Origin of the sequence: Streptomyces marianii, from assembly GCF_005795905.1 — a bacterium.
GTDB classification, from domain to species: Bacteria; Actinomycetota; Actinomycetes; order Streptomycetales; family Streptomycetaceae; genus Streptomyces; species Streptomyces marianii.
The window spans coordinates 1,096,091-1,109,291 of sequence record NZ_VAWE01000001.1 but is presented as its reverse complement, the minus strand read 5'-3'; the positions used below and the strand labels follow the sequence as shown (position 1 = coordinate 1,109,291).

General features: G+C 72.6%; 10 protein-coding genes. 9 read left to right on the top strand and 1 reads right to left on the bottom strand.

The features are described 5' to 3' along the window. The first annotated feature begins 263 nt into the window (after window positions 1-263). From hpnC to FEF34_RS05060, 9 genes are all read left to right on the top strand, one after another. Complete coding sequence (gene hpnC, locus FEF34_RS05100; RefSeq protein ID WP_407698256.1) at window positions 264-1,187, top strand: squalene synthase HpnC; 924 nt, start codon at window positions 264-266, stop codon at window positions 1,185-1,187. An 8-nt stretch (window positions 1,188-1,195) separates the two neighbouring features. After that, window positions 1,196-2,137, top strand: coding sequence for a presqualene diphosphate synthase HpnD (gene hpnD, locus FEF34_RS05095; protein ID WP_138052041.1), 942 nt, complete (start codon window positions 1,196-1,198; stop codon window positions 2,135-2,137). A 103-nt stretch (window positions 2,138-2,240) separates the two neighbouring features. Further along, window positions 2,241-3,665, top strand: coding sequence for a hydroxysqualene dehydroxylase HpnE (gene hpnE / locus FEF34_RS05090; RefSeq protein WP_138052040.1), 1,425 nt, complete (start codon window positions 2,241-2,243; stop codon window positions 3,663-3,665). After that, window positions 3,662-4,762 (top strand): polyprenyl synthetase family protein, encoded by a 1,101-nt coding sequence (locus FEF34_RS05085; RefSeq protein WP_138052039.1) that lies wholly within the window; start codon window positions 3,662-3,664, stop codon window positions 4,760-4,762. The genes hpnE and FEF34_RS05085 overlap by 4 nt, the downstream gene beginning before the upstream one ends. Before the next feature lie 137 nt (window positions 4,763-4,899). Next, window positions 4,900-6,930, top strand: coding sequence for a squalene--hopene cyclase (shc, locus tag FEF34_RS05080; protein WP_138052038.1), 2,031 nt, complete (start codon window positions 4,900-4,902; stop codon window positions 6,928-6,930). After that, entirely contained in the window at window positions 6,931-7,620 is a 690-nt protein-coding gene (locus FEF34_RS05075) for a phosphorylase family protein (RefSeq protein WP_138052037.1), read from the top strand. It abuts the gene before it with no gap. 5 nt (window positions 7,621-7,625) lie between these two features. Beyond that, complete coding sequence (gene hpnH, locus FEF34_RS05070) at window positions 7,626-8,648, top strand: adenosyl-hopene transferase HpnH (RefSeq protein ID WP_138052036.1); 1,023 nt, start codon at window positions 7,626-7,628, stop codon at window positions 8,646-8,648. A 71-nt stretch (window positions 8,649-8,719) separates the two neighbouring features. Then, window positions 8,720-10,699 carry a 1-deoxy-D-xylulose-5-phosphate synthase gene (gene dxs / locus FEF34_RS05065; protein ID WP_138052035.1) on the top strand — a complete coding sequence of 660 codons (1,980 nt, stop codon included), beginning with the start codon at window positions 8,720-8,722 and terminating at the stop codon, window positions 10,697-10,699. Further along, window positions 10,696-12,081 carry an aspartate aminotransferase family protein gene (locus FEF34_RS05060; RefSeq protein ID WP_138052034.1) on the top strand — a complete coding sequence of 462 codons (1,386 nt, stop codon included), beginning with the start codon at window positions 10,696-10,698 and terminating at the stop codon, window positions 12,079-12,081. Before dxs ends, FEF34_RS05060 begins: the two co-directional genes overlap by 4 nt. Before the next feature lie 116 nt (window positions 12,082-12,197). On the opposite strand, the gene FEF34_RS05055 is transcribed toward FEF34_RS05060, so the two are convergent. Then, complete coding sequence (locus tag FEF34_RS05055; RefSeq protein ID WP_138052033.1) at window positions 12,198-13,013, bottom strand: tyrosine-protein phosphatase; 816 nt, start codon at window positions 13,011-13,013, stop codon at window positions 12,198-12,200. Between the last annotated feature and the right edge of the window lie 188 nt (window positions 13,014-13,201).

The window sequence follows — 13,201 nt, the reverse complement described above, 5'->3', positions numbered from 1 at the left end:
CCCTGCTCCGGCGACGCGGCAGGTCCCCGCCGAGGTCGAGGGCGATGCGGAACGTAAGCTGTACCGGCGCTGATTCACGGCAAGTGGGCCGGTGCACCCTGAGGCATCCCGGCTGCCGGACGGTCAAGCCCCTCGTGGGGACCGGCGGCGTGTCCGAAATAGGATGTATTCGGTCGGCAGTGTAGAACGGGAGATGTGACGGCCATGACGGAAGATCTCCAGCTCCGCGTGGGCAGTGCCGTCCCCGCACCTGGCAGCCCGCAGTGACAGGTACCCGGCAGGTGCGCCCCGACGCCTCCACGCGCACCACCCTCGCCAAGGCCGCGGACGAGAACTTCCCCGTGGCCCCGTTCTTCCTGCCGCGCGCCTGGCGCGGCGACCTCATGGCCGTCTACGGCTACGCCCGGCTCGTCGACGACATCGGCGACGGCGACCTCGCCCCGGGCGGAGCGGACGCCCGGCGGCTCGGCCTCGACCCCTCCCGGAGCGACGACCGGCTCGCGATGCTCGACGCATTCGAGGCCGATCTGCGGCGGGTCTTTCCCGGCGGCGACGGCGGCGGTCCGCGCCATCCCCTGCTGCGGGCTCTGGTGCCGGCCGTGCGCCGCCGCGCGCTCACCCCGGAGCCGTTCCTCGGCCTGATCGAGGCCAACCGCCAGGACCAGCTCGTCCGCCGCTACCAGACCTGGGGCGACCTCACGCGCTACTGCGAGCTCTCCGCCAACCCCGTCGGCCGACTCGTCCTGGCCATCACCGGTACGGCCGGTCCCGAGCGCATCCGCCGGTCCGACGCCGTGTGCACCGCCCTGCAGATCGTCGAGCACCTCCAGGACGTCGCCGAGGACCTGGCCGCGGACCGGGTCTACCTGCCCGCCGACGACATGAAGCGGTTCCGCGTCACCGAGGACGACCTGGCGGCTCCGACCGCGAGCGCGCCCGTACGCGCCCTGATCGCCCACGAGGCCGCGCGGGCCGCACTGCTGCTGGAGGAGGGCATCCCGCTCGTGGGCAGCGTCCACGGCAGGCTCAGACTGCTGCTCGCCGGCTTCGTCGCCGGGGGACGCGCCGCCCTCGCCGCGATCGAGGCCGCCGGCCACGACGTCCTCCCCGGTCCACCCGGGCCCACCAAGCCCCGGCTGATGCGTGAAGTGGCAGCCGTCCTGCACAGAGCGCGTAGAGAGGGGTGAGCCGGAGCATGGAGGAGTTCACACACACGTCCGCGCCGGTCCGGGCCGCGTACAGCTACTGCGAGGCCGTCACCGGGACGCAGGCGCGCAACTTCGCGTACGGCATCAGGCTTCTGCCCGCCGACAAGCGCCAGGCCATGTCCGCGCTCTACGCCTTCTCGCGGCGCGTCGACGACATCGGCGACGGCCTCCTCGGGGAGGCCGTCAAGCGGGACCGGCTCGAAGGGACCCGCGAGCTCCTCGGCAGGATTCGCGACGGGGCGGTGGACGAGGACGACACGGACCCGGTCGCCGTGGCCCTCGCGGACGCGGCGCACCGCTTTCCCATCCCCCTCGACGCCCTCGACGAACTCATCGACGGGGTCCTCATGGACGTCCGCGGCGAGACCTACGAGACCTGGGACGACCTCAAGGTCTACTGCCGGTGTGTCGCGGGCGCCATCGGGCGGCTCTCCCTCGGCGTCTTCGGCACCCTGCCCGGCGCACGCGGCGGCGAACGGGCCTCCGAGTACGCCGACACCCTCGGACTCGCCCTCCAGCTCACCAACATCCTGCGCGATGTCCGCGAGGACGCGAGCAGCGGCCGGACGTACCTGCCGACCGACGACCTCGCCAAGTTCGGCTGCACCGACGGATTCCAGCGCGCGATCCCGCCGTCCGGGGCCGACTTCACCGGACTCGTCCACTTCGAGGTGCGGCGCGCCCGGGGGCTGTTCGCCGAGGGCTACCGGCTGCTGCCGATGCTGGACCGGCGCAGCGGGGCCTGCGTCGCCGCCATGGCCGGGATCTACCGCCGACTGCTCGACCGCATCGAGCGCGACCCCATGGCCGTCCTGCGCGGCCGTGTCTCCCTGCCCGGCCGGGAGAAGGCCTACGTCGCCGTGCGCGGCCTCTCCGGCCTCGACGCGCGGCACATCTCGCGCAAGGCCGTCAGGAGGCGCGTCCGATGACCCGGCTGAGGCCTCCCCGGCGCCGTACGGCCGCCGGGCCTCGCGGTACGGCACGGCGCGCCGTGGCGGCTCCTGGCGCCCTCCCCGCCTGCGGGGAGGGCCTGTGACGTACCGGGACAGCACCTCCGAGCGGCACGCCGTCGTCGTCGGGGGCGGGCTCGCCGGTGTGACCGCCGCACTCCGCCTGGCCGACGCCGGTCTGCGCGTCACGCTCCTGGAGAACCGGCCGCGGCTCGGCGGACTGGCCTTCTCCTTCCGGCGCGGCGAGCTGACCGTCGACAACGGCCAGCACGTCTACCTGCGCTGCTGCACCGCGTACCGCTGGTTCCTCGATCGTGTCGACGGCGCCCGACTCGCGCCGCTCCAGCCGCGCCTCGACGTGCCCGTCCTGGACGCGGCCCACCCCAGGGGACCCCGTCTCGGGCGGCTGCGCCGCACCGCCCTGCCCGTGCCCCTGCACCTCGCCGCGAGCCTCGCGGGCTACCCCCACCTCTCCCTGGCCGAGCGGGCCGCCGTCGGGCGCGCCGCGTTCGCGCTGAAGGGACTCGACCCCGCCGACCCCGCCCTCGACGGCATCGACTTCGCCACCTGGCTGCGGCGCCACGGCCAGTCCCCGCGTGCCGTCGAGGCACTCTGGGACCTGGTCGGCGTCGCCACCCTCAACGCCACCGCGCCGAACGCCTCCATGGCCCTCGCCGCGATGGTCTTCAGAACCGGGCTGCTCTCCGACCCCGGTGCCGCCGACATCGGCTGGGCCCGGGTCCCCCTCGGCGAGCTGCACGACACCCTCGCCCGCAAGGCCCTCGACACGGCCGGCGTCCGCACCGAACTGCGCACGCGCGTAAGCGAGGTCACGCGGGCGGACGACGGGCGCTGGAACGTCACGGCGGGCACCGGCCGGCTGGCCGCGGACGCCGTCGTCCTCGCGGTGCCGCAGCGCGAGGCGCACGCACTGCTCCCCGAGGGCGCCCTGGACGACCCGGACCGGCTGCTCGGCATCGGGACCGCACCGATCCTCAACCTGCACGTGGTCTACGACCGCCGGGTGCTGCGCCGGCCCTTCTTCGCGGCGCTGGGCAGCCCCGTCCAGTGGGTCTTCGACCGCACCGACGCCTCCGGCCTGTCGGCGGGCGGGCCAGGGGGCGACGGCGGCGCGCGAAGCACCGGACAGTACCTCGCGCTGTCCCAGTCCGCCGCCGAGGACGAGATCGACACCCCCGTCTCCGCGCTGCGCGAGCGCTACCTTCCCGAGCTGGAGCGGCTGCTGCCCGCCACCCGCGGGGCGCAGGTGCGGGACTTCTTCGTCACCAGGGAACGCACGGCGACCTTCGCCCCCGCCCCCGGTGTCGGTAGGCTCCGGCCCGCCGCTCGTACCAACGCCCCCGGCCTCTGCCTGGCCGGGTCGTGGACCGCCACCGGCTGGCCCGCGACCATGGAGGGCGCTGTGCGCAGCGGACTGAGCGCCGCCGGTGCCGCGCTCGCAGCACTCGGCCGCCGCCACGAACATCCGCTCGAGGAGGCGGCATGAGAACCACGTCCGGAACCAGAGGAGAGAAAGTGCCGACTGCGCCTTCGGCGAACCCGGCTGTCGACACCGAGGCCGTCACCGCGCTGCTCGAGCGCGGGCGGACGATGTCCACCCCGGTGCTGCGCGCTGCCGTTGACAGGCTCGCGCCCCCCATGGACACCGTCGCCGCCTACCACTTCGGCTGGATCGACGCCCACGGCCGTCCCGCGGACGGCGACGGCGGCAAGGCCGTGCGCCCTGCCCTGGCGCTGCTGTCCGCCGAGGCCGCCGGGGCGGCGCCCGAGGTGGGTATCCCCGGTGCCGTCGCCGTCGAGCTGGTGCACAACTTCTCACTGCTCCACGACGATCTGATGGACGGTGACGAGCAACGCCGCCACCGCGACACCGTGTGGAAGGTGCACGGGCCCGCGCAGGCCATCCTCGTCGGCGACGCGCTCTTCGCCCTCGCCAACGAGATCCTGCTGGAGCTCGGCACCGTGGAGGCCGGCCGCGCCACCCGCCGGCTCACCACCGCCACCCGCCGGCTCATCGACGGCCAGGCCCAGGACATCTCCTACGAGCACCGCGAGCGGGTCACCGTCGAGGAGTGCCTGGAGATGGAGGGCAACAAGACGGGTGCCCTGCTCGCCTGCGCCGTGTCCATCGGCGCGGTCCTCGGCGGCGCCGACGACCGTACCGCCGACACCCTGGAGGCGTACGGCCACCACCTGGGCCTCGCCTTCCAGGCCGTGGACGACCTGCTCGGCATCTGGGGCGACCCTGAGGCCACCGGCAAGCAGACCTGGAGCGACCTGCGCCAGCGCAAGAAGTCCTTGCCGGTCGTCGCCGCGCTCGCCGCGGGCGGTTCCGCGTCGCAGCGGCTCGGGGAACTGCTCGCCGCCGACGCCAAGAGCAATGACTTCGACAGCTTCTCCGAGGAGGAGTTCGCCGCCCGGGCGGCGCTGATCGAGGAGGCGGGCGGTCGCGACTGGACCTCGCAGGAGGCCCGCAGGCAGCACGCCGTCGCCCTCGAGGCGCTGGACCGGGTCGACATGCCCGAGCATGTCAGGGCACAGCTCGTCGCCCTCGCCGACTTCGTCGTCGTACGCAAGAGATGAGCACCGGGCCGCGGACGGCACCGACGGAGACGGTCACGATCAATCGCATATGAGTTCGCAGTCGCCGGCCGGTGCCCTCCCGGCACCGGCCGACGGCAGACCCGAAGCAGCATGTCCGACTGCACGAAGGGGAAGCCATGACAGCGACGACCGACGGAAGCGGCGGGGCCCCGGCGTTCCGCGCACCCTCGGCCAGCGACCGTACGACCGATCACCGTCCGGCTCCGGAGGACCCCGGAAACCTCGGCACCACCGCCCTGCTGGCGGCGCAGCGCTCCGTCGAGCACCTGCTCGGCAGACAGGACACGCAGGGCTGGTGGAAGGCCGACCTCGAGACCAACGTCACCATGGACGCCGAGGACCTGCTGCTCCGTCAGTTCCTCGGGATCCGGGACGAGAAGACCACCGCCGCCGCCGCCGTCTTCATCCGCGGCGAGCAGCGCGCGGACGGCACCTGGGCCACCTTCTACGGCGGCCCCGGCGAACTCTCCACCACCGTCGAGGCGTACGTCGCCCTGCGCCTCGCCGGCGACGGCCCCGACGATCCTCACATGGAACGCGCCGCCGCCTGGGTCCGGGCGCAGGGCGGCATCGCCGCGAGTCGCGTCTTCACCCGCATCTGGCTGGCGCTCTTCGGCTGGTGGAAGTGGGAAGACCTGCCCCAGCTGCCGCCCGAACTCATCTATCTGCCCTCGTGGTTCCCGCTCAACATCTACGACTTCGGCTGCTGGGCCCGCCAGACCATCGTGCCGCTCACCGTCGTCTCGGCGAAGCGGCCCGTACGGCCCGCGCCGTTCGCGCTCGACGAGCTGCACACGGACCGCCACGACCCCAGCCCGCCCCGTCCGCCGGCTCCGGCAGCCAGTTGGGACGGGGTCTTCCAGCGCCTCGACCGGCTGCTGCACCGCTATCACAGGGTGGCGCTGCGCCCGCTGCGCCGCGCGGCGATGAACAGCGCCGCCCGCTGGATCATCGAACGGCAGGAGAACGACGGCTGCTGGGGCGGCATCCAGCCGCCTGCCGTCTACTCGATGATCGCCCTCCATCTGCTCGGCTACGACCTCGACCACCCCGTGATGCGCGCCGGACTGGAGTCGCTGGACCGCTTCGCCGTGTGGCGGGACGAGACCACCGGGCCGGGCGGACGTCCGGAGGGCCCGGCCAGGATGGTCGAGGCCTGCCAGTCGCCCGTGTGGGACACCTGCCTGACCGTCGTCGCGCTCTCCGACGCCGGGGTGCCCGCGGACCACCCGGCACTGGTCAGGGCCGCCGACTGGATGCTCGGCGAGCAGATCACCCGGCCCGGTGACTGGGCCGTGCGCAGGCCGCGCCTCGCGCCCGGCGGCTGGGCGTTCGAGTTCCACAACGACAACTACCCGGACGTCGACGACACGGTCGAGGTCGTCCTCGCGCTGCGCCGGGTGAAACACCCGGACCCGCTCCGCGTCGACGAGGCGGTCGCCCGGGCGGGCAACTGGACGCTGGGGATGCAGTCGAGGAACGGCGCCTGGGGCGCGTTCGACGCCGACAACACCGGCACCTTCCCGAACCGGCTGCCCTTCTGCGACTTCGGGGAGGTCGTCGACCCGCCGTCCGCCGACGTCACCGCGCATGTCGTGGAGATGCTGGCCCACGAGGGCCGGGCCCACCACCCACGCACCCGCCGGGGAGTCGAATGGCTGCTGCGTGAACAGGAGCCGAACGGCGCCTGGTTCGGGCGGTGGGGCGTCAACCACCTCTACGGCACGGGGGCGGTCGTCCCGGCGCTCACCGCGGCCGGGGTGCCCGGCTCGCACCCCGCGATCCGCCGGGCCGTCGGCTGGCTGGAGTCCGTCCAGAACGACGACGGCGGCTGGGGCGAGGACCTGCGCTCGTACCGCGAGGAGTCGTGGATCGGCCGAGGCGTCTCCACCCCCTCCCAGACCGGCTGGGCGCTGCTGGCGCTGCTGGCGGCGGGGGAGCGGGACGGGAAGGCCGTCGGGCGGGGCATCGCGTTCCTCGCCGCCGCACAGCGCGAGGACGGCTCCTGGGACGAGCCCTACTTCACCGGGACCGGCTTCCCCTGGGACTTCTCCATCAACTACCACATCTACCGGCAGGTCTTCCCGCTGATGGCCCTCGGCCGGTACGCGCACGGGGAGCCGCCCACCGGCCGGAACGGGGGCTGAGTGTCCGCCGCCCCGGGTACGCCGCCCGCCGACGCACCGGTCCCTCCGCTGCTGATCGCCTGCGCCCTCGGCATCGAGCGGCTCGCCCTGCGCGCGGGCGGCCGCAGCGGGGCGCCGGGGCCGGTGACCCTGCTCCGAACGGGCATGGGCCCGAAGAACGCGGAACGTGCCGTCGCGAAGGCCCTGGGTGACGGAGCGGACGGTCGCGATCGCCGTGCCGGGGCCGCCCCGGCGGCCGGGGTCATCGCCTCCGGCTTCTGCGCGGGACTCGCCCCGGGAATGCACCCCGGGGACGTGGTGGTGGCCGCCGAGACCCGGGGGTCCTGGGGCGCCACGCCCTGCACGGCCACGGACGTGCTGACGGAGGCCCTGGCCAGGGCGGTGCCGGGGCGCACCGTGCACATCGGCCCGCTCACCGCCTCCGACCACGTCGTGCGAGGACGGGAGCGGACCGGGCTGGCGGCGACCGGCGCGATCGCGGTGGACATGGAGTCCGCCGCGACGCTCCGCGGCGCCCGGAGAGCCGGGGTGCGCCCGGTTGCGGCCGTCCGGGTGGTCGTGGACGCTCCAGAGCATGAGCTGGTCCGTATCGGCACGGTGCGCGGTGGAATATCAGCTTTCCGCGTTCTACGTGCCGTACTGCCCGCTTTCTATGAATGGCACCGTTCTTTGCTGCTCCCCAGGAGGTGAGCCAGATGGCCATGCCGCTCCGCCAGACCGTCCGGGTCGGGACCTATCTCTTCGAACAGAAGCTCCGCAGGCGTGAGAAGTTCCCGCTGATCGTGGAGCTGGAGCCGTTGTTCGCGTGCAATCTGAAGTGCGAGGGCTGCGGGAAGATCCAGCACCCGGCCGGGATCCTCAAACAGCGGATGCCGGTCGCCCAGGCCGTGGGCGCCGTTCTGGAGTCCGGTGCCCCGATGGTCTCGATCGCGGGTGGCGAGCCCTTGATGCACCCTCAGATCGAGGAGATCGTGCGGCAGCTGGTGGCGAGGAAGAAGTACGTCTTCCTCTGCACCAATGCCCTGCTGCTGCGGAAGAAGATGGACCGGTTCACCCCGTCGAGGTACTTCGCCTTCGCCGTCCATATCGACGGCCTGCGCGAGCGGCACGACGAGTCGGTCGCCAAGGAGGGAGTCTTCGACGAAGCGGTGGAGGCGATCAAGGAGGCCAAGCAGCGCGGCTTCCGGGTCACCACCAACTCCACGTTCTTCAACACCGACACCCCGCAGACGGTCGTCGAGGTCCTGAACTTCCTCAACGACGACCTCGAGGTCGACGAGATGATGATCTCTCCCGCGTACGCCTACGAGAAGGCGCCCGACCAGGAGCACTTCCTCGGTGTCGAGCAGACGCGCGAGCTGTTCCGGAAGGCCTTCGCCGACGGCAACCGGCGGCGCTGGCGGCTGAACCACTCCCCGCTCTTCCTGGACTTCCTCGAGGGCAAGGTCGACTTCCCCTGCACGGCCTGGGCGATTCCGAACTACTCGCTGTTCGGCTGGCAGCGCCCCTGCTACCTGATGAGCGACGGATACGTCCCCACGTACAGGGAGCTCGTCGAGGACACGGACTGGAGCAAGTACGGCCGCGGCAGGGACCCGCGCTGCGCCAACTGCATGGCGCACTGCGGCTACGAGCCGACCGCTGTCCTGGCGACCATGGGCTCCCTGAAGGAGTCGTTGCGCGCCGCGCGGGAAACCGTGTCGGGTAGCGGGAGCTGAGCGCAGGCGGCGGCCGGTGGACGCCGACCGCCGCCTGCCGGAGTCCAACGGATCAGAGAGGGGGCACGAGCGTGACGATTCTCGAGCACATCCGGGGTCCGCGCGACCTCGCGGCGCTGACGGAAGCAGAGCTCGACGAACTGGCCGAGGAGGTCAGGGAGTTCCTCGTCCGGGCCGTGGCCAGGACCGGCGGCCATCTGGGACCCAACCTCGGCGTGGTGGAGCTGACCATCGCCCTGCACCGGGTCTTCGACTCGCCGGTCGACCGGATCCTCTGGGACACCGGTCACCAGAGCTATGTGCACAAGCTGCTGACCGGGCGCCAGGACTTCTCCAAACTGCGCGGCAAGGGCGGCCTGTCCGGTTACCCCTCGCGCGCCGAGTCCGAGCACGACGTCATCGAGAACTCGCACGCCTCGACGGTCCTCGGCTGGGCGGACGGCCTCGCCAAGGCCAACGCACTCCTGGGGAGGGACGACCACGTCGTCGCGGTCATCGGTGACGGGGCCCTCACCGGCGGCATGGCCTGGGAGGCGCTGAACAACATCGCGGACGCCGAGGACCGCCCGCTCGTCATCGTCGTCAACGACAACGAGCGCTCCTATGCCCCGACCATAGGCGGCCTGGCCGGCCATCTGGCGACGCTGCGCACCACCGACGGCTACGAGCGCTTCCTCGCCCGCGGCAAGGACATCCTGGAGCGCACCCCCGTCGTCGGCAGGCCCCTGTACGAGACCCTGCACGGGGCCAAGAAGGGCCTGAAGGACGTCGTCGCGCCCCAGGGCATGTTCGAGGACCTGGGACTCAAGTACGTCGGCCCCGTCGACGGCCACGACATCACCGCCGTGGAGTCGGCACTGCGCCGGGCCAAACGCTTCCACGGGCCGGTGCTCGTCCACTGCCTCACCGAGAAGGGGCGGGGCTACCGCCCGGCACTGGAGGACGAGGCCGACCGATTCCACACCGTCGGCGCGATGGACCCGGCGACCTGCCGGCCGCTCGCCCCGGCGGGTGCCCCTTCCTGGACCTCGGTGTTCGGGGACGAGCTGGCGGCCATCGGCACAGAGCGGCCCGATGTCGTGGCGATCACCGCGGCGATGCTCCACCCGGTGGGACTGACGGCGTTCGCCGAGCGCTTCCCGGACCGCGTGTGGGACGTGGGCATCGCCGAGCAGCACGCGGCCGTCTCCGCCGCCGGGCTCGCGACCGGCGGGCTGCACCCCGTCGTCGCCGTCTACGCCACCTTCCTCAACCGCGCCTTCGACCAGCTCCTGATGGACGTGGCCCTGCACGGGTGCGGGGTCACCTTCGTCCTGGACCGGGCCGGCGTCACCGGCACCGACGGCCCTTCCCACAACGGCATGTGGGACATGTCGGTGCTCCAGGTCGTCCCCGGACTCCGGATCGCCGCGCCGCGCGACGCCGAACAGCTGCGGGCCCAGCTCCGCGAGGCCGTGGACGTCGCCGACGCGCCCACCGTGCTGCGCTTCCCCAAGGAGTCCGTCGGGGAGGCGCTGCCCGCGCTGGGGCGGGTCGGCGGAATGGACGTGCTGCGCCGCGACGCGGACCCCGAGGTGCTGATCGTCTCGGTCGGGGCGCTGGCCCCGGTCTGTCTGCGGGCGGCCGAACTGCTGGAGGCCCGGGGAGCGCGCTGCACCGTGGTCGACCCGCGGTGGGTCAAGCCCGTCGACGAGCGGCTGGCGCCCCTGGCCGCGCGGCACCGGATCGTCGCGGTCGTGGAGGACAACAGCCGCGCCGGCGGGGTCGGCTCCGCCGTGGGGCAGGCGCTGCGCGACGCCGGCGTGGACGTGCCCCTGCGGACCTTCGGCATCCCCGACGAGTTCCTCGCCCACGCCAGGCGGGCCGAGGTGCTGGCAGACATCGGGCTGACCCCGGTCGACATCGCCGGGACCGTCGCCGCCGCCCTCGCCCGGGGCGGGCAGGCGGAGTCACCCCCGTCCCCGAACGCCCGGACGGCACCCCCGTCCGTGTCGACCCGGCCGGCCGGGTCGTCCCCCGACACCCCGGAGTTCGAGGAGCGCGGCGGATGAGCAACGAGTTCGACCTCACGAAGCTGCTCGCGGAGCGCGGCGGCGAACGGTACGGGCTGCACAGCCGCTATCTCAACCACCAACTGCCCCGCATGCTCCGCACCATCGGCTTCGACAAGGTGTACGAGCGGGGGGAGGGCGCCCACTTCTGGGACGAGGAGGGCAACGACTACCTCGACATGCTCTCGGGGTTCGGTGTCATGGGCCTCGGCCGGAACCACCCGGTCGTCCGCAAGGCGCTTCACGACGTCCTGGACGCCTCGCTCGCCGATCTGACCCGCTTCGACTGTCCGCCCCTGCCCGGGCTGCTCGCCGAGAAGCTGCTGGCCCACAGCCCCCACCTGGACCGCGCCTTCTTCTGCAACAGCGGTACGGAGGCGGTCGAGACGGCCCTGAAGTTCGCCCGGTACGCGACCGGCCGACCCCGGATCCTGTACTGCGGTCACGCCTTCCACGGGCTGACGGCCGGCTCGCTGTCGGTCAACGGTGAGGCGGGATTCCGCGACGGTTTCGCCCCCTTGCTCCCGGACACCGCGGTGGAGCTCGGGGACCTGGCGGCGCTGGAGCGGGAACTGGCACGCGGCGACGTGGCCGGGTTCGTCGTGGAGCCGATCCAGGGCAAGGGCGTGCACGAGGCGCCGCCGGGGTTCCTGAGCGCCGCGCAGGAACTGCTGCGCCGGCACGGGGCGCTGCTGATCGCCGACGAGGTGCAGACCGGGCTGGGCAGGACCGGGGACTTCTACGCCCACCAGCACGAGGACGGCGTCGAGCCGGACCTGGTCTGCGTCGCCAAGGCCCTGTCGGGCGGCTATGTGCCGGTCGGCGCGACCCTGGGCAAGGACTGGATCTTCAAGAAGGTCTACTCGTCGATGGACCGGGTGCTGGTGCACTCGGCGAGTTTCGGTTCCAATGCCCAGGCCATGGCGGCCGGTCTCGCCGTGCTGTCGGTGGTCGAGGACGAGCAGGTCGTCGCGAACGCCAGGGCCACCGGGGACCTGCTGCGGACACGGCTCGCCGCGCTCGTCGGCCGCTACGAACTGCTCCACGAGGTCCGCGGGCGCGGACTGATGATCGGGATTGAGTTCGGCAGACCGTCGTCGCTGAAACTCCGCAGTCGCTGGACGATGCTGCAGGCGGCCCGCAAGGGGCTGTTCGCCCAGATGGTGGTCGTGCCCCTGCTGCAGCGGCACCGCATCCTCACCCAGGTCTCAGGCGACCGGCTGGAAGTGATCAAGCTGATTCCGCCGCTGATCATCGGCGAACCGGAGGTCGACCGGTTCGTCGAGGCCTTCACCGCCGTCATGGACGACGCGCACGGCGGCAGCGGGCTGATGTGGGACTTCGGCAGGACCCTCGTGAAACAGGCGGTCGCCGGCCGCTGAACGGCCCGGACTGCCCCGGGCGCCCCCACGGTCACCGGGCGGCGCGTGCCCGCCCGGCGATTCCCGCGCCGTGCCGGTGCCCCGGTACGGCTGCGGACCGGGCCGCCCGCCGCCGCTCAGACCGCCCCGTCGACCAGCCGCTCACGGAGGCGTTCCCGCGTTGCGCTCGTGAGGCCGAGGCCGTCCGAGAGATAGCGCTCGGTGCTGCCCCAGACCTCCTCGATGGTCTCGAACGCCGCTGCCAGGTACTCGGCGCGGGCGTCGAACAGCGGGCTCAGCAACTCCATCACCTCGGGTGACATCCCGGCCGGGGAGTTTTCGCTGCGACGCACCTTGTAGCGCCGGTGCGGGTCGTTCGACTTGAGGTAGTCCGCCTCGATGGCGTCCCGCTCGACCCCCACGGCCAGCAACGAGACGGCGATGGACAGGCCCGCCCGGTCCTTGCCCGCGGCGCAGTGCATCAGCGCCGGCGTGCTGTCCTCGGCCAGCGCGTGCAGGACGCGGCTGTGCTCGGCGGTGCGCTCCTTGATGATCAGGCGGTACGAGGCGATCATCCGCCCGGCCGCCTGGCCGTCGGCGAGGATCGACTTCAGCTGGTCGAGGTCGCCGTCCCGGACCATCCGCCAGAACTCGGCCCCGTCGGCCGGGTCGGACAGCGGGATGTTGACGTTGCGCACCCCGGCGAGTTCGACGTCCGGGCCCTCCAGCCGCTGGTCCGCGGAATTGCGGAAGTCGAAGATCGTGTGGAGCCCGAGCGAGGAGAGGAAGGCCGCGTCGGTGTCCGTAGCGTGCGCGAGATGGCCGCTGCGGAACAGCCGTCCGTACCGAACGCGCCGTCCGTCCACGGTCGGCAGTCCGCCCACGTCCCGGAAGTTGCGCACACCGGACAGTTCGGGCTCGGTCGACGGGGTCTGGGGCAGCTGCTGCGTCACGGGGGCTCCTCCGTGTCTGCGGTCGGCGCTGCTCGCCGACGATGGCGCGGTGCTGACACTACGACATCGGTTCCTGAGGCAATTATTTCGACCCGGGCCTGCCCGGCCGTTGCCGCCCGTCGAACTCCCCTCGGTGATGTGCGGAGTTGCCGGAGTCTGAGAGGTCTGGATGATCGAGGCGGTCGGCG